This is a genomic window from Streptomyces sp. NPDC037126 (genome assembly GCF_055605965.1).
In genome coordinates, this window is the sequence record NZ_JBVJTD010000010.1 from 292,369 (window position 1) to 315,436 (window position 23,068).

Consider the following 23,068-nt stretch of genomic DNA (forward strand, 5'->3'; position numbering starts at 1 on the left):
CTAGGGTGTATCCAGCCGTCCTCGCCTATTCACCCGACCGGGCAGGCGCTCGGAGTGAACCGGGGGAGCGGAGGGGGGCGCGTTCATCGCGCGATCTGTCCCGTCGATCACCGCGCGCCTACCGTCTGAGACAGGGCACGCGGGCACGGGCGGGGAGGTACGGCCATGGCAGGACGGGTCCCGCGGACCGGAGCCGGGCGCCGGGCGGCGGCACACGGCACGGGGAGGACGGCGTTCGGGACGGGAACGTCCCCGTACCCCGCGTCGGACACGGCGTACGGCATGGGGGAGACGGCGTACGAGGCCGGGGAGACGTCGTACGGCATGGGGGACGCGGCGTACGGCATCGGCGGCGGTGCGCACCGGGGGCGTGACGACCGTACGTGGGACTCGACCCGGCCGGACGGCACGGACCGCGCCGCCGAGGTCCTCGTCCAGATCCGCGACCTCGCCGGGCGCCCACGGGGCGTCGGTTTCCTCGCCGATCACGACGGCACCCTGCTCACCAGCCACGAAGCCGTCGACGGCCTCGCCCGGCTGGTGCTGCACGTGGGCGAGAGCACCTGCGTGGTCGACGCGGACGCGGTCACCGGGCTGCCGGCCCGGGACCTGGCCCTGGTGCGCACCGAGGGCCTGGGCGTGGCCCCGCTGCCGCTGACCGTGCGGGAACGGGTCGAGTCCGGCACCTATGTGCGGATCGCCGCCGGCTGCTGGCGCGAGGCACGGGTGCTGGCCGCCACCGAGGCGACGTACACCGCCACGGACCGCTTCCACCTCATCGACGACACACTGGAACTGGCGATCGGCACGGCCGGCCAGGACGCGCTCCGGCTGGGCGGCGGGGCGGCCGGGGGACCGGTGCTCGACGCCGGGACCGGCGCGGTCGTCGGCGTCCTCGGCACCGCCCTGCACACCGCCCGGCGCGACGCGGGCTTCGCGGTCCCGCTGCGGCCGGCCGAGGGTGCTCTCGCCGGCCTGCTCGCCCGCAACGCGGCCACCGTGCCCGCGTACGGCGCCGACCTCAACCTGGCCGGTGTCCTGGAGCTGACCGCCACCTCGGTGGGCCAGGACGGCCCGCCGCGCGCCTTGGTCGAACCGGCCGAACGGACCCACGTGGCAGCGCAGTTGGACGCGTTCACCGGCGGCGACCGGACCGTGCTCGGCGTCGTCGGCGCCCCGGGCAGCGGTCGTACGACGGAACTCGCGGCCCTCGCCGCCCGGCGCGGTCGCGGTGAGCGGCCCGCGCCCACGCTGTGGCTGCGCGGCGCCGACCTGGAGGACGCCGACGGGTCCGTGGCCGACGCGGCCCGCCGCGCGCTGGAACGGGCCGCCCGGATCGTCGCCGCCGCCCGCGCCGTCCAGCCGGAGGACCTCGGCGACCTCGGCCCGGACCGTGTGGCCGGTCTCGCCGCCCGGGCCGGACGCCCGCTGCTGCTCCTCCTGGACGGTCCCGAGGAGATGCCCCCGGTGCTGGCCCACCGCCTCCCCGAATGGACCCGCGGCACGGCCACCTGGCTGGGGCGGACCGGCGCCCGGCTGGTGGTGGCCTGCCGCGAGGAGTACTGGGAGTACGCCGGCACGGAGTTCCCCGCCACCCTGCTGCACACGCAGCTGGAGGAATCGCACCCGCGGCAGCCGGACCCCGCCGACGCTCCACCGGACGGGGACGGTTCGGCGCCTACCGCCGGCGGCCCCGCCGGTGCCCGCGACGCCTCGGTAGGTGAGGAGGGTCCGCACCTCGCCGTCAGCGGCCTGCCGGGCCCCCTCGACGCTCCGGCGGCTGACGGGGGTTCACCGCACGTTCCGTCCGGGGAGCCGGGCTCGATTCGTCTCCTGGGCGGTGAGGTCGGCTCGTTCGACGCTCGGGCGGCCGGATGTCCGTCGCACCTTCCGGCCGGGGAGGCCGGCCCGGGTGGGCAGGTCGGCTCGTTCGGTGGTTCGGTTGCCGGTGTGCGCCCCTTGCGCGGCCCGGCCTACCGCGTGGATCTGGCCGACACCGCGGAAGCGCACCACGCACCCGCGCACCCGCTGCCCCCCTGCGTGCGGCTGGGGGATCTCGCCGCGGACGAGGCTCGCAGGGCACGGGCTCGGTACGGGATCCCCGAGGGGGCGCTGACCGAGCGCGACGCGGGGCATCCGCTCACGCTGCGGCTGTTGTCCGAGGTGCGGGCCGCCCTCCCCGAGACTCCGGCGGCCGGGCCCGTCGACCGGCACGAGGTGTTCGCGGCCTACCTCGACCTGATGTGCCTGCGCATCGCGGTGCGGCTCGCGGCCGAGGGGGGCCTGCGCGGCAGGGCCGTACGAAGGCTCGCCGCGCGGGTCGCCGGGCAGGTGCACGAGGCGGCCCGGCGCAGTCTCGGCCCCGGACAGGGGGAACTGGACCGGGAGTCCTTCGAGGCGGTGTTTCCCTGGGGGCCCGCCCCGGCCCGGCTCGGGGGCGGCACCGGCTGGGCCTCCGCCGTCCTCACCGAGGGCCTCCTCGTCCCGGCGGGCGCGGGCTACCGCTTCGCCCACGAGGAGCTGGCCGACTGGATCCAGGGCATGCACCTCGACCTGGACGAGGCGCTGCACGCCCTGGTCCACCGCACCCGCGACCCGCACCCGGTGCCCGTGCCGCACCACCGCGTCGGCCCGGTCGTACAGGCCCTGCTGTTCCTGGCCCGCCAGCAGGGGCCACGCCAACTCAACTTCCGGTTGCGGGAGTTGGTGGATGCCCTGGACCTGGACACCGGCTCCTGGTGGGCCGCGCGGTTGCTCGCCCGGACCCTGCTGCAGGTGCCGGACGCGACGGCGTACACCGAGGTGCTGCGGCTGCTCGCCGACCGCATCGTGGCCTGGCGCCGCGAACAGCGCCCCGTGCCCGCCGAGTTCGAGCCCGGCTTCTGGACCGCCCTGCCCGTCGGCGACGCCGAGCGCCTCGACCTGCTGCGCAGGCTCGTCCTCGCCGACCAGGCGCCGCCCGCCCCCGGCGAGCGCTACCTCGACGCCGTCGCCCGGCTGCTCGCCGCCGGCCCCACCGCCGTACCGCCGCACCTGACGTGCTGGTTCGACGACGAGCGGCCACTGCCCGCGACCCCCGACGCCACCGTGGCGGCCGCCGCGCAGGCCCTGCTGCACACCCATCGGCACGGCGCGCTGGACGAGCTGACCGAGGTGCTGGTGTCCTGCGCGCACCGGCGCGCCGACGAGCTGCTCACCGTGCTCGCCGAGGAGGAGCCGTCCGCCGTCTGCCGGGCCGTCGACCGCTGGGCGCACGACGAGCGGCCCGCCCGCCGGGTCGCGGCGATGACGTTCGCGCTGCGCGCCGCCCCGCATCTCCGCTCGGCCGCCGACCGCGAGCTGCTGCGCTACGCCGCGCTCACCCTGCTGGCCCGCCCCGCCGACGGCACCCTGCACGGCGGCGCCCTCGCCCTGCTGGTGCGCGACCCGGGCACCCGCGACCGGCACCTGCCCGAGGCGCTGCGGCACTTCACCGACGGCGACCCGCGGTTCCCGCCGAGCGCCCTTCTCCCCGCCCTGACGACCCACCCGGAACCGGTCCTCGAGGCCTTTCGCGCCCGGCTGCGCGGACCGGACCCGGAAGAGGCCCTGCGCGCCCTCGCCGACGTCGCCACCCCGGCCCTCGCGCGCCGGGCCGCGCCCCTGCTGCGCGAGGCGGTGCGACCGCGCTCCGAGAGCGCCCGGCAGCTCGCCGCCGCCGTGGACGACCGCCTGGAACGGGGTCCCACCGCCCGCCCGGTCCTGCTGCCCCTGGTCACCGGCCTGCTCGACGGCGGCTCCGAGGCCCTCCGGGCGGCTCTCGCCACCGTCCTCACCGCTCCCGGCACGCTCGCCTCCCGCCCGCTGCGCCGGGAACTCCTGGAGGTCCTGCTCGGCAGCGAACAGGACCCGACGGTCCTGGAGGCCGTCCTGCACGCGGCGGCGGACCCGGGGTGCCGGGAGGAGGAGGCCCGCGGCCTCGTCCACCGCACCGGCCTGGTCCTCATCCGCACCCCCGAGGGGGCCACCCGCTTCGATCGCGCCCTGGCCGACCTCGGCCGGTACGTGCCCGGGTTCGCCGCGCGCATGGCCCGCTGGCTCACCGACACGCCGGAGGACTGGGCCGCCGTCGTGGGCCCGAGCACCCGCCGCACGCTGGAGAACCTGGCGGGCGTACGTGTGCCGGCGTGAGACCGGGCCACCCGCGAACGGCCGTGCCGCGGGGCGTGCGGCCGCCCGCCGCGAACGGACGGAAGGGGGGCGCCCGCCCGAGCCGCGGCCCCGGACGTGCGCCCCGTCACAGCCCGCATACCGATGCGGGCCCGGAGCGCCCGGCATGGCACCCTTAGACCTGCACAAGAGGTCAAGGTAGACACGGACACGGGTTCGAGGAGCGGTCACAGTGCAGCGCTGGCGTGGCTTGGAGGACATCCCCCAGGACTGGGGGCGCAGCGTCGTCACCATCGGTTCCTACGACGGCGTCCACCGCGGCCACCAGCTGATCATCAAGCACGCCGTGGACCGCGCCCGGGAGCTGGGCGTCCCAGCCGTCGTCGTCACCTTCGACCCGCACCCCAGCGAGGTCGTCCGCCCCGGCAGCCACCCGCCGCTGCTCGCACCGCACCACCGCCGCGCCGAACTGATGACCGACCTCGGTGTCGACGCGGTGCTCGTCCTCCCCTTCACCACCGAGTTCTCGAAGCTGTCGCCCGCGGACTTCGTCGTGAAGGTCCTGGTGGACAAGCTGCACGCCAGGGCGGTCGTGGAGGGCCCGAACTTCCGCTTCGGCCACAAGGCGGCCGGCAACGTCGAGTTCCTGACCGAGCAGGGCAAGATCTACGACTTCGAGGTGGAGGTCGTGGACCTGTACGTCTCGGGTGAGGCGGGCGGCGGCGAGCCGTTCTCCTCGACCCTGACCCGGCGCCTGGTCGCCGAGGGCGACGTCGAGGGCGCCCGCGAGATCCTGGGCCGCCCGCACCGCGTGGAGGGTGTCGTCGTACGCGGTGCCCAGCGCGGCCGCGAACTGGGCTTCCCCACGGCGAACGTCGAGACGCTGCCCCACACCGCCATCCCCGCCGACGGCGTGTACGCCGGCTACCTGCACGTCGACGGCGAGGCCATGCCGGCCGCGATCTCCGTGGGCACCAACCCGCAGTTCGACGGCACCGAGCGCACGGTGGAGGCGTACGCGATCGACCGGGTCGGCCTCGACCTGTACGGCCTGCACGTCGCCGTCGACTTCGTCGCCTACGTCCGCGGCCAGGCGAAGTTCGAGTCGCTCGAGGCACTGCTGGAGCAGATGGCGGCGGACGTGAAGCGCTGCCGGGAGATCGTCGCGGCCGAGGACTGACCCCGGCCGGCCGGTTCTCCCCGGCCGACGACAGGAAAGGGCGGCCGGTGCGGTGAGCACCGGCCGCCCTTCCTCATGCCGTCCTACTGCTGCTGGGGCGGGGCCTGGGGCGGCTGCTGCTGGGGCTGCCCGTGCTGCGGGTGGCCGGGCTGCTGCGGCGGGTACGGCTGGCCCTGCGGCGGGTACGGCTGCTGCTCCGGGGCGTACGGCTGCCCCGGGCCCTGCGGATAGGGCTGCCCCTGCTGAGGCGGGTAGGGCTGCTGTCCCTGCTGCGGGTACGGCTGCTGGCCCTGCTGGGGCGGGTACGGCTGTCCCTGCTGAGGCGGGTAGGCCTGCCCCGGCATGGGCTGGCCCGGCATGGGCTGCCCCGGCATCGGCGGGGCGGCCACCGGCGGCGGGTTGCCGTCGCTGGTCCACAGCCCGTGCGCCTGCTGGTGCCGCACGAAGTCCTCGGCGACCAGCGCGGCGAGGTGGAAGTACGCCTCCCGCGTCCTCGGCCGCATCATGTCGAGGTTGACCTCGGCACCGGCGGCCAGGTGCTCGTCGAAGGGCACGACCACGACCCCGCGGGTCCGCGTCTCGAAGTGGGACACGATGTCCTCGACCTTGATCATCTTGCCGGTCTCACGGACCCCGGAGATCACGGTCAGGGAGCGGGAGACCAGGTCGGCGTACCCGTGCGCGGACAGCCAGTCCAGCGTCGTACTGGCGCTGCTCGCGCCGTCCACGGACGGCGTGGAGATGATGATGAGCTGGTCGGCGAGGTCGAGCACTCCGCGCATGGCGCTGTACAGCAGGCCCGTGCCCGAGTCGGTCAGGATGACCGGGTACTGACGGCCGAGCACGTCGATCGCGCGCCGGTAGTCCTCGTCGTTGAACGTGGTCGAGACGGCCGGGTCCACGTCGTTGGCGATGATCTCCAGACCGGAGGGCGCCTGCGAGGTGAACCGGCGGATGTCCATGTACGAGTTGAGGTACGGGATCGCCTGGACGAGGTCACGGATGGTGGCCCCGGTCTCCCGGCGCACCCGTCGGCCGAGCGTGCCGGCGTCCGGGTTCGCGTCGATCGCGAGGATCTTGTCCTGCCGCTCGGTGGCGAGCGTGGAGCCGAGCGCGGTGGTCGTGGTCGTCTTGCCCACGCCGCCCTTGAGGCTGATGACCGCTATCCGGTAGCAGGACAGCACGGGGGTGCGGATCAGCTCCAGCTTCCGCTGCCGCTCGGCCTCCTCCTTCTTGCCGCCCAGCTTGAAGCGGGACGACGCGGCCGCGGGGCGGCCGCTCTTCACCTTCTGCTTCTTGTTGTTCAGCAGCCGGTCCGCGGACAGCTCCACGGCCGCCGTGTAACCCAGCGGCGCGGCACCGGGGTTGGTGGGCTGCCGCTGGTCGTGCTGGATCGGCTGCGGCCACGCGGCACCGGACCGGGGATCCACCGGTCCCTGCGGGGCCTGCGGGTGCTGCGCGTTCTGCGTCGGCTGCGGGAAGCCGTAACCACCGGGCGGGGTGGGGCCGTTGGGGCCCGGCTGGGGAGCCGAGTCCTGCGGGAAGCCGTAACCGCCGGGCTGGGCCGGGTTGTCGGTGTGCGGGAAGCCGTAGCCGCCGGGCGGGGTGGGGCCGTTGGGACCAGGCTGGGGCGCCGGGGGCTGCGGGAAGCCGTAGCCGCCCGGCACGGGGCCCGGCGGGGTCGGCTGCGGACCGGCCTGAGCGGGGGCCGGGGGCGTGGGTGCACCCGGGTGGCTCGGCTGTCCGGGCTGTGCAGGCTGGTTGGGCTGATGCTGCTGACCAGGCTGACCGGGCTGGTGCGGCTGGTTCCAGGCCGCGGGCGCGGGCTGCGGCGCCTGGGGCTGGAACGGCGGCTGCGGGCCTGGCATGCCCGTGGGGCCCTGCGCGGCGGCGGGCGGCTGCTGGCCGGGCATCGGGCCGGACTGCTGCTGCGCGGGCCACTGGTGCGCGGGGGCCGGGGCGGCGGGCTGGTACGACGGCGGCAGCGGGGGCATCCCGTTCTGCGGCGCGGGCTGGGGCGCCCACGCAGGCGGGGCGTCCTGCGGTGCTGGGGGAGCGTCCTGCGGTGCCGGCGGGGCGTCCTGGGGTGCGGGAGGCGCAGGGGCTGCGGGCGGAGCGGTGGGCTGCGGGCCGTTGCTCCGCGGGCCGTTGCTCTGCGGTGCGGCGGGCTGCGGGGAGCCGTCCGACGGAACGGGGGAGTGGGGCGCGTCGGCCGGGGCCGCATCGGCCTGGACCGCATCGCTCTGGGGTGCGTCCGTGTGGGCCGCGGCGGTTTCGGGCGCGTCGGTCTGCGCGGTGTCCGTCCGCGCGGCGTCGGTCTCGGAGACGCTGCTGTCCGAGGTGCCGTTCTCCGGCGCTCCCGGCCGGGGCGTGCCGTCCTCGGCCTCGGGCATCTCCGAGGAGGCGTCGGAGGACGCCCCGTCGGCCTGCGCGCCATCGGCGGAGGTCTCGGGCGCGGGGTCTGCCTGCCCGGCTCCCTCCCGCTCGCCGTCCGCCGCGGTGGCCGCCTCGGGCGCGGCACTGCCCTCGGCCGAGCCGGTGTCGCCGTCGTCGGCCCGGTCCTCGTCCGCACCGGACTCGGAGGCGTCCGCGGCGACGGCGTCCACCGCCGGGCCGTCCTCGGCGGAGGCGCCGTCCTCGGGCGCCTCGGCTGAGGGGTCGGTCGAGGCGCCAGACTCAGCGGCACCAGTGGCGTCCGCGGCGTCCCCGGTGGTCGGCGCCGTACCCTCCACGGAACCCTCGTCGGCGGACCCGCCCGTCTTCTGCAGGGCGACCGCGCGCTCGGCGATCTCGGCCATCTCGCGCTTCAGGGCGACGGCGGAGAACCGCATGGTCGCCCCGCTCTCCAGGTCCCCGTTGCCGCTCTCCGGCTCGGCGGCGGACACGGTGGGTGTGGCGGGCGTGGCCTCGGGCCGGCCCTGCTGAGGCAGGGGCGGCTGCTGCGGCTCGAACCCCTCGGGCAGCCTCGGCATCGGGACGGGGTTGCCGACCGGCGGCGCGGGCTGCACGGGCGGGGGAGCGTACGGGGTGCCCTGCGGAGGCGTCGACGAAGGCCCGTGCTGTGAGGCGTAGGGCGCTCCCTGCACCGGCGCGTGCGGGGGCGGCGGCGCGTACGGGGTGCCCTGCGGCGGGGCCGACGGAGCCCCGTGCTGCGGAGCGTAGGGGGTCCCCTGCGGAGGGCTGAACGGCGCGCCCTCCGGCGGGGCGTAGAGCGCCCCCTGGGCCGGCGCGGGCGGGGGCGGCGGGGCGTACGGAGTGCCCTGGGCCGGCGCGGGCGGGGGCGGCGGGGCGTACGGAGTGCCCTGCGGCGGGGTGGACGGAGCCCCGTGCGGCGGTCCGTAAGGCGTCCCCTGCGGCGGGGTGCCGGCCGGCTGTGCGACGGGCGGCGGGGGAGTCGGTCCCGGAACAGGAGCCGGGCCCGGCGTGGCCGACGGGAAGTGCGGCAGCCCGGAGGCGGCGGGAGTGCCCGAATCGCCCGGTGTGCCGGGGTCGTTGGGCTCGGGGAATCCACCCGGGCCGGCCGAACCGGCGGAGCCCGCCGAGCCGGACGCGTTCTGCGTGTACCAGGCCGGGGGAGCGTAGTCGATGGTGAACTCGCCGGTGGTCTCGACGGCCTCCGCGTCGGGCTGGTCATCGCCGGGTGTGGCCCAGCCCCCGCGCATCCCGTCCCGATCGCTGCTCACAGTTCCTCCTGGTGTGGTCGAGCACCCTCATGCCGTGCCGGGGCGACCATGTCGTGTCGTTCGAGTCGTCCGTCGTCGTTCGGGGCAGTCCGATCCACCGGCCCTCCCCCTGGGACACCGACGCCCGCTCCACGGGTGTGTCATCGCGCCCGCTCCCAGCCTAATCACCACGAGCCACACCTCGGCAGGCCCGCCCACCCCTCAGCAGGAGCCCACCAGGTCACAGAGCATGGGAAACCGCCCCGACGCCGCCCGTACGACGGGAGGAAAGCGGGAGCAACCGGAAGAGACACGACGAACGGGAACCGCGGAAGGAGTGAACGAACCCGGCGGACGGGCTCCGTTCAGTCCATCCGCCGCGGTGTGCCCAGCAACCCGATCTCGGCATCGGTGGGTTGCGTCAGCACGTACTGCCGGTCACGGTCGGTACACCAGAGGGTGACACCGTCGGGCAGCGCGGGCAGCGACTCCACCTCGGTCCGCGACAGCCCCATGGTGCGCCCCAGTTCGGCGGCCTCGTCCGGCGAGACCCGCTGGATGCCGGCGAGCCGCGCCTGGCGCAGCATCCGGGGCGCGACCGGGCTGAGGTACGGCAGCAGGGTCAGCACCGACTGCCAGGGGCCCGACACCACCCGGCCGCGCGGGGGCCGCATACCGCAGTCCCGCACCACCAGCACCGGCGTACCGGCCGAGGCGCCCTGCGGCGGCACCCGCCCGACGTCGTACACCGACAGGCCGTTCTGCCCGCCGCCCATCGCGTGCACCATCTGCATCCAGGCCTGCGGCCGGCCGGTCTCCACGGCCACCCGCGCACCGGTGGCCGCCGAGCGCAGCGCCAGCACCTGCGCGGTCCACAGACCACCGATGAGCACGACGTCGTACGGAGTGGGCCGGTTGATGCCCAGCACGGCCGGCTGCCCCTCGGCGTCCACGCCGGCCACCACGCCGTCGTCGCCGATGGGCAGGGCGAGGGTGTCCAGTTGTGCCGCGGACAGCGAGTGCCGTCCGTGCCGGGGCCCGACCAGGCCGAGTCCGCGCCGCAGCTGCTCGCCCATGCGCCGCAGCCCCGAGGGGGCCGCCGCCTCCCGCGCGTCCCGGTCCGGGGACGTCGTCGGAATCGTCGTCACCGGGCACCTCCGAGGGGCAGTGTGGCCAGCATGCCGGGCAGTTGCTCACGGTCGAGGCGGGCCAGGCCGGCACCGTCCTGGCGGGCCGCGGCCTCCAGAGCGCGGCGCGCCGCCACGAGTTCGTCGTCACTGCGCCCGGTCACCCGCAGGTGCCCGCACAGCGACACCTCCTGACGGTCCCCGCGCGCGAGGGTGAGGCTGAAGGTGGTGGCGAGCGCCGGTATCGCCGTGACGCGGGCGACGAACTGCGGCAGCGACTCGCCGCGTCCGCCGCCCAGTTGCGGCCAGCGCCGCACCCAGTACGTGGTGTGCCGGCGGTTGTCGCAGCGCCAGCTGCGCCCGGACTCCTCCGTGCGCCGCTCCCGGGTCTCGCTGCGCCCCGCCTCGGCGGTGACCAGCGGGTTGGCGCAGGCCGAGGTGGCGAGGGCGGCGATCAGCTCCTCCTCGTCGAGCACCCGCGCCCGGAAGCCCGCCCCGGTCAGCCGGCTCGCCAGGTGGTCCGCCGTCCGCACGACGCACTTCTGCGCCCCGGCCAGTCCGCCCCCGCGGGCGGCCACGGCCTCCGCGCACGCCTCGGGGTCGAGCTTCAGCGCGATCCAGGTGATGCGCACGGCGGGCGCGCCCGTCTGCTCCTGCAGCGGAAGGTAGTTGGCCACGGCCACCGACTGCTGGGGAAGGTGCAGCGCGGGCGCGGGCTGGGTGTGCAGCACGATCTGGGCCGACTCCAGCCGGATGCCGTCCACCTCCAGCGTGTCCCGCACCAGCCCCAGCGGCAGCGGCTGCCGGGTCCGCTCGGCCCGCAGCGCGGTCGCGTCGGCCTCCACCTGGAGCACGGCCGTGACGAACGTGCCGTCCCCGACGATGCCGACGGGACGGCGGTCCCGGGAGCCGTAGGAGTAGGTGCGCAGGCTGGGCTCGCACTCCAGCGCGGGCACCAGCGACGGCTCGGTGCCGGGCGGTATCGGCGTGCTCGCGGCCCGCCGTTGCCGCACCTTCAACGCCCGTGCCGTGGCGAGCCATTCGGGCAGCGACCGCCCCCGGCGCCGGACGAACGCGAGCGCGACCAACGACAGCGCGACGACCGCCGCGGGCACCAGGGCCATCGGGCCGATGATCCAGCCGACGACGAGCGCGGCCACGGCGAGTTCCGGCAGTACGAGCCGTTGCAGGCGGAACGAGCCGGACTGCGCCGGACGGACGGCCGCACCCGCCGCGTCCGGGGACCGCCGGCCCCGGGCCGACGCCGACCGCGCTCCGGCCGGTTCCGCACCGGTCTCGGAAGGGCCGGGTGTCCGCACCTGCCGGCCCGTACGGGCCCGCGTCCCGGAAGCCCTCAACGCATCCCCCCGTTTTCCTCACAACTCGCTGGAATTCCGCCCCTGAGCAAGGCCCTTGAGGGCCCGGGTACCCTACCCGCTCCACGGAACCGATCAGACACCAGGCATAGTAGGGGCTCGGTCCGACAACGGAGGTACGGAGACTGCGGTCTCCGGCCGTCACCGGGACGGCACACGGGGAGAATCAGGGGCAGATGGCATCTCGGCGGGATCAACTCAACGCCTATACCTTTGCGAAGCAGCGCATGCTCGCGGCGTTCGTCCAGCCTTCCTCCGACGGCTCGGAGGAGGGGGCCCCCAAGCCCCTGCGGGCGATCCTGCCCAGCACCATCGTCGGCGTGGTCGTCATGGCGGTGTTCGGCGCCTGGGGCATGTTCCGGCCGACCGCGCCGCAGGGCTGGGACACGCCGGGTGAAAAGGTGATCATCGCCAGCAGGTCCACCACCCGGTACGTCGTCCTCACCACGAAGGGCAAGACCGAACTGCATCCGGTGCTCAACATGGCATCGGCGAAACTCCTCCTCGCCGACGGCAAGGGCGAAGTGGTCACCGTCGACGAGTCGATCCTGGACAACGGAAAGATTCCGCACGGCGTCACCATCGGCATCCCCTATGCCCCCGACCGCCTGCCCTCCAGCCAGGAGGCCGGCGCGGCGAAGCGCTGGGCCGTCTGCGAGCGTCCGAGCGCGGGCGGCACGGCAGTCCAGAAGGCGGCGTTCGTCCTCGCCGCACGCGACATGAGCAGGACCGAGGGGCACCAGAAGCTCGGCGGCGGCGATGTCCTGTACGTCGCCGACCCGCACGGGACCCGCTACATCGTGGACGCGGGCGGCACCGCCTACGAGGTAGACAAGAACAACGAACTGCTGCTCCGCACCCTGGTCGGCTCGGGACGGCAGCCCGAGCAGGTGTCCCAGGACTGGCTCGACACCCTTCACAAGGGTGATCCGGTCGAGTTCCCGAAGATCGACGGAAGCGTGAGCGCCCCGGCAGGCGTCCAGGGCAGCCTCCCGGCCCGGGCGAACCGCGTCGGCATGGTCCTCCGTGCGCCCAACGGCGACCACCAGCAGTACTACGTCGTCGAGCAGGGCAAGGCCCTGCCCGTCTCGGACTTCACCGCGAAGCTGCTCCTCAACAGCAGGGACCTGGTCGGTCTCGGCCAGGCCGGAAACGCCCTCGACGTCAGCGCCGGCGCGTTCGAGCCCGGTACGACCGCCTTCGCGGGCGACCACAAGTGGCCGAGCCTCGCTCCTGAGGTCGTCAACGACGCGGGTGCCGCGGGCGGGAGCCGCAACACCGTCTGCAACGTCCTGCGGCACGTCGACAAGGGTGACGGCACGAAGACCACCCTGAGCACCTGGGCCGGCACGGACTTCCCGGCCACGCTCCCCACCGGGTCGTCGAGTGCCTACGTGACCCCCGGGTCCGGCCAGCTCTACCGCCAGTACCAGGGCACGGACACCAAGGTCGGCGGGGTCTTCCTCGTCACCGACACCGGCCTGCGCTACGCCATGCAGTCCAACGCCGACAGCGACTCGAACGGCACCGAGTACGGCATGACCCCGAAGCAGCGCCAGGAGCTGCGGCAGGAGGCCCAACTGGCCCAGATCCGCCTCGGGTACTCCGACGTGGAGCCTGCTCCGGTCCCGGTGGCCTGGTCCCTGTTCCTGCCGACGGGACCGCGCCTGTCGACCACGGCGGCGAGTCAGCCGCAGGGCTCGTAGGAGGGGCGGGGTGTCGTACGTGCCGTCGTCTTCGCGCATGCTCCGCACCGTGGCGGTCGCGGCCGCCACGCTGTGCACCGCCACCGTGGCACTGGCGCCGCCCGCCGCGGCCGACTCCTTCAGCGACCAGTGCAACTTCCCCAACAAGAAGTACACCGGCACCCCCTGGGCCCTGCAGCGCGTCAACCTCGACGAACTGTGGAGCCAGTCCAAGGGCAAGGGCGTGAGGGTGGCCGTGATCGACACGGGCGTCGACACGGCCAACCCGCAGCTGAGCCACGCCGTGGACGCGTCCCTCGGTGAGAACCTCCTGCCCAGCAAGGACAGCAAGGGCCAGTCGCTCGACCGTGGCAACAAGTACGGCACGACCGACACGGTCGGGCACGGCACGCGCGTGGCGGGCATCATCGCCGCCCGGCCCGCCAAGGGCACCGGCTTCGTCGGCCTCGCTCCCGAGGCCACCATCGTCCCTATCAAGCAGAACGACGCCGAGGGCCACGGCACCTCCAACTCCCTCGCCCAGGCGATCCAGCACGCGATCCAGGTCAAGGCCCAGGTGATCAACATCTCCCAGGACACGGCGAACGCCGTGCCACCGGGCGACAGCCTGCAGAACGCGGTCAACGACGCCCTGGACCACGGAATCGTCGTGGTCGCCTCCGCGGGCAACGACGGCGTCGACGGCAGCGACAAACGCACCTATCCCGCGTCGTACCCCGGTGTCCTGGCGGTCGCCGCGTCGGACCGCAACAACGAGCGCGCCGCCTTCTCCCAGTCCGGCGACTTCGTCGGCGTCGCCGCGCCGGGGGTCGACATGATCTCCACCGTGCCCAAGGGCGGCCACTGCTCCGACAACGGCACCAGTTTCTCCGCCCCTTACGTGGCCGGGGTCGCCGCCCTCATCAAGGCGAAACACCCAGGCTGGACGGTGCGCGAGGTCGTCGCCCAGATCGAGCAGACCGCGGAACGCTCGGTCGCGGGCCACGACCGCCTGGTCGGCTGGGGCGTCGTCGACCCGGTCCGCGCCCTGACGGAGGACGACCGGCCCATCGAGAGGCCCGTGCCGCACGAGGGCCTCAGCCGTGCCGAGGCCCCGACCCCGGCCCGGCTCGAACTCGGTGAGACGGCGGACGAACGCAACGCCCGTCTGGCTACGTATGTCTCCGTGGGCGCGGTCGTCCTCGCGGCCGCCCTCGGCGGGGCCGCGGTGGCCATCCGCGACGCCCGCAGGAAAGCGGTGGCCGGCGGGACGGCGAAGCCGCAACCGTGAACGATCCGTGAAGGACCGCGTGGCAGTAGCAGAGTTGTCACACAAGTCAGTTGGGGGTGTCAGTTCCGTTGACTAGAGTGACAGCATTGCGAAAACGAATGCTCGGGGGGTGCGCCTGCCCCGGGCTGGGGAGAGGAACGGGGGAGACGCGACGTGTTGCCTGACGGGGGCGGGAGCGACCTGAAGCGCGGTCTGGAGGCACTGAAGACCTTCAAATCGCGCGTGGACGGCCTTCTCGACACGTTCGAGCGTTCGCCGGGTGCTCCGAAGAAGGTGGCGATGCACACGATCTCCCCTGCCTCGTTCTGCGGCAGCGGCGAGTTCGCCGAGGCCATCGATCTCCACACCCACTACCACGCCGTCCACGAGCGCATCAGGTCGCTCTCCCAGACGCTGATGCTGCAGATCGAGGCGATGCAGATCGCCGTGCACGGGGCGGACGTCGGCTACGACAAGCTGGAGGACGATCTCCGGCGCCGTTTCCACGAGATCCGGACCCAGATCAACGAACAGATCGACGAGCAGCAGGCCGAGGCGCAGCAGAGCGGCGATCAGAAGCGCACCGACCAGCAGCAGGCCAAGGCGGGGTACTGATGGGCGACCAGCACAGCCAGCCGGACCGCTACCAACTGGAACGCGAGCTGGCCCAGGCCGAGATCCACGACGTGGACGCACCGTGCGTCGCTCACCACGGACGTACCAATTTCGAGAAGCACCAGCTGAACGCCATGATCGACATGGTGGAGACCGCGAACCCGGAGCACCTGGAGGACGCGGGCAAGGCCCTCTGGGACGCCAGGGACGCGATCAACGCCGCAGCCGACGAACTGAGCGCTCACATCGGCCGGATCGACTGGCACGGTGAGGCGGCCACCGCGTTCCACACCTGGGCCTCGGGCCTCGTCACCAACGCCTACACGCTCGGTGTGTACGTGGAGAACACGGGCGCGCACATCACGGCGGCCAGCACCGGACTCGCCTCCGTACGCAAGTCCATGCCGCCCCGCGACACACGGCTCATGCCGAAGAACGCCGACGCCTTCCCGGTGGTCGCCCAGGTCGCCACCAACAAGGACTACCAGGCGGCCGTACAGGTGGAGGGGCACCGTCAGGAGGCGATCAACCAGATGAACCGGTTGGCGTCGTACTACACGGTGACCGGCCAGTCGCTACGGGACGAACAGGCGCCTACGTTCGGGAAGATGCCGGAGATGGGGGTGCCGCAGGCCAGCATCGAGGCCATGCATAAGGACCCTGGCGGGCAGGCGTCTCGTCCGGGTCCCGTCGCCGTCGGGAATGCGGAACCAGTCCGCCATCATTCCGTTGTCGCCCCGGTTGATCCCGGCACGAGGACCACTCCCGACTCCGGGCAGAAGCTGCACGACGTGGCACTTCCTCCTGAGCGGCATGTGCACGTGGACCCTTCCCACGTGGGCACGAACATCGACAGCACCGGCACGCTGCCGCCGGACACGGCGAAGCCGACGGTCCCTGTCGTACCTCCGGCTGCGCCTGGCCCTGTCGGCGGCGGTGGGGGACCGATTCCGCCCATCCCTACCGGCCCCATTCCCCCGACCGTGGGACTGCCCGTCGGAACCGGCCAAGTAGGCGGCCCCCGGGGGGCGATGCCGACGCGTATGACCACGCCCGTCGGCGGATCGTCGCGAGTCGGTGGTGGCACGGGACGCGGCCCTGTCGGCCCCTTGGAGCGGTCTGCCGTGCCCGGCCAGGCCGGAACGCGTGAGCCCGTGTCGCCGGTCGGCAGGACTCCCGTGGGCAGGGCGCCCATGGGCGAGGCTCCTGTGGGCAAGGGGCCGGTCGGCCGTAGTGTCGTCGGCGGAACGCCCAGGACCGTCGGCATGCCCGCCGAGCGCGTGGGCGGTACCGGCCCGACCGGAGCGGCACGGCCCAGCGGTGTCATCGGCGGCAGGCCGACCACACCGCCCGCGCAGGCCGGGAACGGCTCCAGGGTGCCGCGGGGCACGGTCGTCGGCGGCGAGACCGCTTCCTCCAACCCGCGCGCCGCGGAACGGCCGGGGCAGCGCGGGGTGATCGGGGTGCCCGAGCAGGAAGGCGGCGTCGCCGGACAGGCGTCGAGCAGGCCCGTGACGCCCACCAGTGGCAAGGCGTCGACGGCCAGGAACGGCGGTCGCGCCTCCGGTGAGAACGTCCCGGGCCGCGCCTCCGCGGTCAGGCGAGGCTCCGCTCGGGACGGCGGCAGGAAGCCGGCACGTCGGCGGCAGGCGCCGGAGACCGAGTAGAACCAGATGAAGCGAGGACGTACGAGAGGCATGTTGTCAGCGAGCACGAGACGAGTGACCGCCGTATGCGCAGCACTCGGCGCACTGATGGCTCTGCCGGTGGGCCTGGCCCCCGGCGCGGCGGCCGCCGACGTCCAGTCGCAGCAGTGGTACCTGTCGGCCATGAAGGCCGACGAGATGTGGAAGGTGAGTACCGGCGAGGGAGTCAAGGTCGCTGTAGTCGACTCAGGCGTTAATCCCTCGACTCCGTCCCTCAAAGGGCAGGTGCTGGCCGATGAAGTGCCGAAATCCGTCGCCTACGGGGCCACGAAGGACAACAACGGCCATGGCACCACGATGGCCGAAATCATCGCCGGTACGGGTGCCAAGGGAGGGCTGAAGGGGCTGGCTCCAGGCGCCAAAATTGTTCCTTATCGCATCGCGATTGAGGGGTTGTCGCTGTCTGAGGAGAACAAGGCTCCTAACGTGGGCGCAGTGATCAAGGCCATCGCCGACAGCGACGCCAAGATCATCAACATGTCCTTCGGGAGTGACGCCAGTTATGACGACGAAGAGGCGGCGGTGAAGTACGCCGCATCCAAAGGCAAGTTGATGTTCGCTGCCGAAGGTAATGACGCGGACACCAAGAACCACGCCGGATATCCGGTCGCCTACCCTTACGTAGTCGGAGTAGCGGCCTCCGACAAGTCGGGCACCGTCGGCAAGTTCTCGACCCACGGACGCTTTGTCGACATCACGGCCCCCGGTGTAAACGTTCCCGAATGGTGTGACGCGACCTTCCGCTCATACTGCGTGCACGGGAACGGAACCAGCATGGCCACCGCCGTAGCCTCCGCCTCCGCCGCCCTGATCTGGTCCGCCCACCCCGACTGGACCGCGGACCAGGTGCTCCGGTCGCTCATCGACACCGCGGGCCGGGACTGGCCCAAGGACACGCCCAGCAACTACCTCGGCTACGGGCTCATCCGTCCCCGGAAGGTGCTGGAGAACCCCCACTACAACCCGGGCCCGGCGCACGCCGACCCGCTCGCCAAGGAGAACTCCTTCGGCAACGCAGGGGTTTCGCCCTCCGCCTCCACCTCGTCGCCCCCCAAGTCCACGTCGGAAGGCGGGTCTTCGGCGACCGGAGCAGCGTCGAAGTCGTCCGGCGGTTCCCTGCCCTGGGTGGCCGTCGGCGGGGTGGCCGCGCTCCTGGTGATCGGCGGCGCAGCCTTCGCCGTCGTCCGGTCGCGACGCCGCGCCTGACGATTCGCAGAAGGGGCGCCACCACCCGGTGACGCCCGGACAAGACGAAGTACAGCTCTCACGAAGGGGAGTGCCGCAATGGCTGATGGCCGTAAGTTTCAAGATGATCACGCACAAAAGCTCCAGACGAACGTCATCGACCGATACGACTCCGTCAAGAAGCAGCTCGGCAGGCTCCAGGGCACGATCGACATGATCGAGGCCAACTGGACGGGTCACGGCGCCAACGCGTTCAAGTCGAAGCAGCACGAGATCAACCAGCACATGGCAGCCATCGGGCGCATGCTCGAGGACTTCCTTGAGGGCGTCCGCCTCAACAAGGGCGACAAGACCAAGCTCGAGGACGAGCTTCACTCGACGATCTCCAAGATCGAGGTGGACGCCGGCGCGAGCACCTCGGCGCTGAATCTGTACTGACGGATCCCCAAGGGAAGAGGAAGACATGACCGGCACACCGCACTACCAGGATCTGTCCGTCAAGTACGGCGCCCTGGACGCGCTGGCGACCGAGCTCGGCAATGTGGCCAAGCAGCTCGAGGACGACCTGACCGCTCTGAAGAAGGGCGTCCTCGACGTGGCCGAAGGCTGGAGCGGTGAGGCGTACGACGCCTTCCAGCGCAAGTCGAAGAAGTGGGACGAGCACGCCACGGGCATCCACCAGGCGCTGCTCTCCATCACGCAGCGCGTCCACGCGGCCGGCGGTGACTACCGCGGAGGCGACCTCAAGGGCGCCAGCTACTTCGAGTGAGGCACGCGCAGTAGGACAGCGGGGGTGGGCACGCGCGGGAGGTGCCCACCCCCGCTTCTCCATGTCGGCGGAGCCCTGACGGACGCTCAGCCTCCTGCCGGCGGCACCGACCGCCAAGGCGCCGTACGCCGATGAACCGTCGCTTGCACGCGAGGCGATGCGGCTCCGAGTGAAACGGAGCGGGGCGGGGCGGGGCGCACGCGCCCCGCCCCGTCGGCCGTCGTGGCCGGTGAGCCTGGTTGCCGCTCAGTAGTCGACGTCGACCAACCCGGTCTGCACCAGCATCTTCCCTCGCCTCCGGGAGACGAACACCCCCCGGCCCGCCGGCATCGGCCGTGGCCGCACACCGCCGAGGAGGTCTCCCTCGCTCGGGTCACCCGCCAGCACCACGCCCTGCGCGCCCAGCTCCGTCATCCGCTGCATGAACGGCTCGAACGAGGCCCGGCCCGCACCCGCGGTCGACCGGGCGAGGATGAACCGCACGCCGACGTCACGGGCGAACGGCAGCAGCTCGGCGAGACCGCCCAACGGGTTCCCGCTGGACGTCGACACCAGGTCGTAGTCGTCCACGACCACGTACACCGTCGGACCCCGCCACCAGCTGCGCTCACGCAGTTGCTGGGCCGTGACGTCGGCCGTGGGCGTGCGCCGCTTCATCAGGTCGGCGAGGGCCACCATGTGATGCTCCATGGCGTTCGACATCGGGATGTACTCGGCCAGGTGCGAGGCCGGGGTGACGTCCAGCAGCGACCGCCGGTTGTCGACCACGAAGAACTTCGCCTCGTCGCCGGAGTAGCGCTGCGTCAGCTGTGTGATGAGCATGCGCAGCAGGTTCGACTTGCCCGACTCGCTCTCGCCGAAGACCAGGAAGAACGGGTCCTGCTCGAAGTCCACGAAGACCGGCTCGAGATTGTCCTCGTCGAGCGCGAAGGCCACGCCGTTTCGAGGGAAGCGGTCCCCGGAGGGCAGCTGCTCCGCCGGGAGCTCCCGCGGCAGGAGCCGGACCTGAGGTGCCCCGGGCGCCTCCCAGTGCCGGGAGACCTCGGCCGCGAGGGCCGCCGTCGCGTCGGACAGGTCCGTGTCGGACGTCAGGCCGTCGATCCTCGGCACCGCCCCCATGAAGTGCAGCTTCTGCGGCGACACACCCCGCCCCGGTACACCCGCCGGAACGTTCGCCGCGACCTTGCGGTCGATCTCCGAGTCCATGACGTCACCCAGGCGCAGCTCCAGGCGGTTCATCAGGTGGTCCTTGAGGTTGGCCCGGACCTCCATCGAGCGCGACGCCGTGAGGATCAGGTGGATGCCGTAGCCGAGGCCTCGCGACGCGATCTCGAGGACGGCCGGTTCGAGGCTCTCGTAGTCCGACCGGAAGTTGCCCCAGCCGTCGATCACCAGGAACACGTCGCCCCACGGCTGGTCGGTGACCGAGATGTCACCGCGCGCCCGCCGGGTGCGGAAGTCCGCGATCGACGCGATTCCCGACGCCCGGAAGTACTCCTCGCGGCGCCGGAGTACGCCGAACACCTCCGACACGGTACGGCGCACCCGCTCCGGGTCGAGCCGGGAGGCGACACCGCCGACGTGCGGAAGGCCGGCCACGGACGCCATGGCGCCGCCACCGAAGTCCAGGCCGTAGATCTGCACCTCGTGCGGCGTGTGCGTCAGCGCGAAGGAACAGATCAGCGACCTCAGCAGCGTGGACTTGCCGGACTGTGGGCCGCCGAGGATCTGCAGATGGCCCGCGGCACCCGAGAAGTCGAGCCACAGGGGCTCACGGCGCTGTTCGTACGGCTTGTCGACCAGGCCCGCGGGGACGACGAGGCGTCCGGCGCCCTCGTAGCCGGGCTGCGTGAGCCCGCGTTCGGGTACGGCCGTGAGCTTGGGCAGCAGCCCGTCCAGCGAGGGCGGGCTGTCCAGCGGCGGCAGCCACACCCGGTGGGCGGCGGGCCCCTGCGCCTCCAGCCGGCGCACGACCACATCGAGCACCGTGTCCGCGAGCGCGTCGTCGACCCCCGGCTTCGGTTCCGTCCGCTGCTCCGGCACCGGTGCGTACTGCACGGGCACTTCCGCGGCCGTGAACAGCACCGGCCGCCGGTCGCCGGGCAGCGGCCCTCCGGCCGAGGCGCTCTGCCGGTTCCCGGCGCGGTACACGCCCGAGACGTACGCCGCCTTGAAGCGCACCATCTCGTCCGTGCCGAACTTCAGGAAGCCGGACCCGGGGACGTTGGGGAGTTCATAGGCGTCGGGGACGCCGAGGGCGGCGCGGGACTCGGCCGCCGAGAAGGTGCGCAGACCGATCCGGTACGAGAGGTACGTCTCCAGGCCGCGCAGGCGGCCCTCCTCCAGACGCTGCGAGGCCAGCAGCAGGTGTACGCCCAGCGAGCGGCCGATGCGGCCGATCTGCACGAACATCTCGATGAAGTCCGGCTTGGCGGTCAGCAGCTCGCTGAACTCGTCGATCACCAGGACGAGGGACGGGATCGGCTGGAGCGGGGCGCCGGCCGCGCGCGCCTTCTCGTAGTCGTGGATGTTGGCGTAGTTGCCCGCGTCGCGAAGCATCTCCTGGCGGCGGTTGAGCTCACCGCGGATCGAGTCGCCCATGCGGTCGACCAGGGTGAGGTCGTCGGCCAGGTTGGTGATGACCGCCGCCACGTGCGGCATCTGCGCCATGCCGGCGAACGTCGCACCGCCCTTGAAGTCGGCCAGGACGAAGTTCAGCGTCTCGGAGGAATGGGTCACCGCCAGCCCGAGCACCAGGGTGCGCAGCAGCTCCGACTTGCCGGAGCCGGTCGCGCCGACGCACAGGCCGTGCGGGCCCATGCCCTCCTGCGCGGCCTCCTTGAGGTCCAGCATGACGGGACGGCCGTCCACACCGACGCCGATCGGCACCCGCAACCGTTCGGCGAGCCCGCGCGGCCGCCAGGTGCGCCGCGGGTCCACCGAGGCGGCGTCCCCGAGGTTGAGAAGCTCGGTGAACTCCAGGTTGGCGAGCAGGGGTTCGTCGTCGTCACCGCCGGAGGCGATGCGCAGCGGCGCCAGTTGCCGGGCGAGGGCCTCGGCGGACTCGTACGACAGGGTGTCCGGCGTGCCCTCGTAGAACTCGCCGCCCGCCGACTCCAGGCGCAGGGCGGTGGGCCGCACGACGACCGCGAGGTCGCCGCGTGCCGCGGTGGGTTCGCCGGGTACGACCTCGATCACCGTGACGCCCTGCAGCCCTTCGAGGCTGGCCAGCGCGGAGTCCGGGGGCAGGGAGGCACCGTCGAGAACGATGACGATGTGGGGCTCGTCGAGGAGCGGCGCGGCGCCCGGGTGGAAGCGCGGGCGGCCGGAGAGGCGAGCGGACAGCAGGCTTTCCAGGTCACGGGCGTCCGAGCTGATCAGCCGGCGGGTGCCCGCGCCGTCCACGGTCCCGGCCGCCTGGGCGTGCGGCAGCCATTTGACCCACTCCCACTCCGGGAGCGTGTCGCGGCCGGCCGCCACGGCGAGGATCAGGTCCTGCGGCGAGTGCAGCGCGGCCAGCGAACCGGTCAGGGCGCGGACGCAGGAGCGAACGCAGTCCACGTCACCGCTGACGGTGAGGTGGTAGAAGGCGCGCAGCGACACGGCCATCGGGAGGTCGTGCAGCGTGCCGTGCACGTCGAGGAAACGCCCCATGGCCCCCGCGGCGAGCGGTTCCAGCCGGCTGGCCGGGCCCGTCTCGGGGGCGACGAGCGGCGTGGCCAGTTCCTGCGACCCCAGTCCGATGCGTACCTGGGCGAAGTCCTCGTCGCCCGGCCTGCGTTCCCACACCCGGCTGCCCTCGGCGACCAGCGCCCACAGCTGTTCCGGTGAGGGGTGCTGGTAGTACTGCGCATCGCGCTGCGCCTTCGCGGTGTCCACCGCCGCGCGCCGCGTCTGCGACAGATAGCGCATGTAGTCGCGCCGCACGTCGGCGAGTTGCCCCTGGGAACCGCGCCGGAAGCGGACCACCATGGCGATGGACATGGCGACCGTGGACGCGATCATCACCATGCCCATGATCTTCATGAACGGCTGTCCGTTCGTGAAGAAGAAGACCACCGAGCCGCCCATGCCGAGCGTCGGCAGCAGCTGCATGAGGACGCTCTCGTGCGGACCCCGGGGCAATTCCGGGGGAGGCTGGAGAACGACCTCTTCCGTGGGCACTTCGGACGGCAGCGCCCGAGGCGGACGCTTCACGACGATGTGACTCACTGCTCCCCAATTCCTTTGCCGGGCCCCATGAATGAGCTCCGCCCCCCGTTGATGGACGGACGCAGGCCGCCGCGTGATCCTACTGACTTCACCGGTGACCGGTGGGGGGTAGGGTGCCGGGTGTTCGCTTGA

Annotated in this window: 13 protein-coding genes and 1 pseudogene; 9 read left to right on the plus strand and 5 right to left on the minus strand. The window is 72.9% G+C overall.

Features of this window, described 5'->3' with window-relative positions; translation table 11 throughout:
• The first annotated feature begins 324 nt into the window (after positions 1 to 324).
• Positions 325 to 4,170 (plus strand): trypsin-like peptidase domain-containing protein, encoded by a 3,846-nt coding sequence (locus ACZ7FF_RS23460; RefSeq protein ID WP_470814222.1) that lies wholly within the window; start codon positions 325 to 327, stop codon positions 4,168 to 4,170.
• Between the two features lie 211 nt (positions 4,171 to 4,381).
• Complete coding sequence (locus ACZ7FF_RS23465; protein WP_470814203.1) at positions 4,382 to 5,329, plus strand: bifunctional riboflavin kinase/FAD synthetase; 948 nt, start codon at positions 4,382 to 4,384, stop codon at positions 5,327 to 5,329.
• A gap of 83 nt (positions 5,330 to 5,412) precedes the next feature.
• On the opposite strand, the gene ACZ7FF_RS23470 is transcribed toward ACZ7FF_RS23465, so the two are convergent.
• The 4 genes and pseudogenes from ACZ7FF_RS23470 to eccE all read right to left on the minus strand — a co-directional run bounded on the left by ACZ7FF_RS23470 (position 5,413) and on the right by eccE (position 11,437).
• Positions 5,413 to 8,301: a MinD/ParA family ATP-binding protein gene (locus ACZ7FF_RS23470; protein WP_470814223.1), complete on the minus strand. Its 2,889-nt coding sequence runs from the start codon at positions 8,299 to 8,301 to the stop codon at positions 5,413 to 5,415.
• Positions 8,302 to 8,934: 633 nt separating this feature from the next.
• Positions 8,935 to 8,991: pseudogene (locus tag ACZ7FF_RS23475) on the minus strand (hypothetical protein); the annotation flags it as partial.
• Positions 8,992 to 9,356: 365 nt separating this feature from the next.
• A complete protein-coding gene (locus ACZ7FF_RS23480) occupies positions 9,357 to 10,067 on the minus strand; it encodes a hypothetical protein (protein WP_470814224.1) in 711 nt (236 codons plus the stop codon).
• 68 nt (positions 10,068 to 10,135) lie between these two features.
• Positions 10,136 to 11,437 carry a type VII secretion protein EccE gene (gene eccE / locus ACZ7FF_RS23485; RefSeq protein WP_470814204.1) on the minus strand — a complete coding sequence of 434 codons (1,302 nt, stop codon included), beginning with the start codon at positions 11,435 to 11,437 and terminating at the stop codon, positions 10,136 to 10,138.
• 233 nt (positions 11,438 to 11,670) lie between these two features.
• Here eccE and eccB point away from each other — a divergent pair, with 233 nt between their 5' ends.
• The 7 genes from eccB (at position 11,671) to ACZ7FF_RS23520 (ending at position 18,724) form a co-directional block, all read left to right on the plus strand.
• Positions 11,671 to 13,200, plus strand: a complete 1,530-nt coding sequence (gene eccB, locus ACZ7FF_RS23490; RefSeq protein ID WP_470814205.1) for a type VII secretion protein EccB — start codon at positions 11,671 to 11,673, stop codon at positions 13,198 to 13,200.
• A 37-nt stretch (positions 13,201 to 13,237) separates the two neighbouring features.
• Complete coding sequence (mycP, locus tag ACZ7FF_RS23495) at positions 13,238 to 14,470, plus strand: type VII secretion-associated serine protease mycosin (RefSeq protein WP_470814206.1); 1,233 nt, start codon at positions 13,238 to 13,240, stop codon at positions 14,468 to 14,470.
• A 153-nt stretch (positions 14,471 to 14,623) separates the two neighbouring features.
• On the plus strand, positions 14,624 to 15,064 hold the full coding sequence (locus ACZ7FF_RS23500; protein WP_470814207.1) for a hypothetical protein: 441 nt from the start codon (positions 14,624 to 14,626) through the stop codon (positions 15,062 to 15,064).
• Positions 15,064 to 16,731: a WXG100 family type VII secretion target gene (locus ACZ7FF_RS23505; protein ID WP_470814208.1), complete on the plus strand. Its 1,668-nt coding sequence runs from the start codon at positions 15,064 to 15,066 to the stop codon at positions 16,729 to 16,731. Before ACZ7FF_RS23500 ends, ACZ7FF_RS23505 begins: the two co-directional genes overlap by 1 nt.
• A gap of 87 nt (positions 16,732 to 16,818) precedes the next feature.
• Positions 16,819 to 17,976 (plus strand): S8 family serine peptidase, encoded by a 1,158-nt coding sequence (locus ACZ7FF_RS23510; protein WP_470814209.1) that lies wholly within the window; start codon positions 16,819 to 16,821, stop codon positions 17,974 to 17,976.
• A 78-nt stretch (positions 17,977 to 18,054) separates the two neighbouring features.
• On the plus strand, positions 18,055 to 18,393 hold the full coding sequence (locus ACZ7FF_RS23515; protein WP_470814210.1) for a WXG100 family type VII secretion target: 339 nt from the start codon (positions 18,055 to 18,057) through the stop codon (positions 18,391 to 18,393).
• Positions 18,394 to 18,418: 25 nt separating this feature from the next.
• On the plus strand, positions 18,419 to 18,724 hold the full coding sequence (locus tag ACZ7FF_RS23520; protein ID WP_470814211.1) for a WXG100 family type VII secretion target: 306 nt from the start codon (positions 18,419 to 18,421) through the stop codon (positions 18,722 to 18,724).
• A gap of 246 nt (positions 18,725 to 18,970) precedes the next feature.
• On the opposite strand, the gene eccCa is transcribed toward ACZ7FF_RS23520, so the two are convergent.
• Positions 18,971 to 22,936, minus strand: a complete 3,966-nt coding sequence (gene eccCa, locus ACZ7FF_RS23525) for a type VII secretion protein EccCa (RefSeq protein WP_470814212.1) — start codon at positions 22,934 to 22,936, stop codon at positions 18,971 to 18,973.
• Positions 22,937 to 23,068 lie beyond the last annotated feature (132 nt).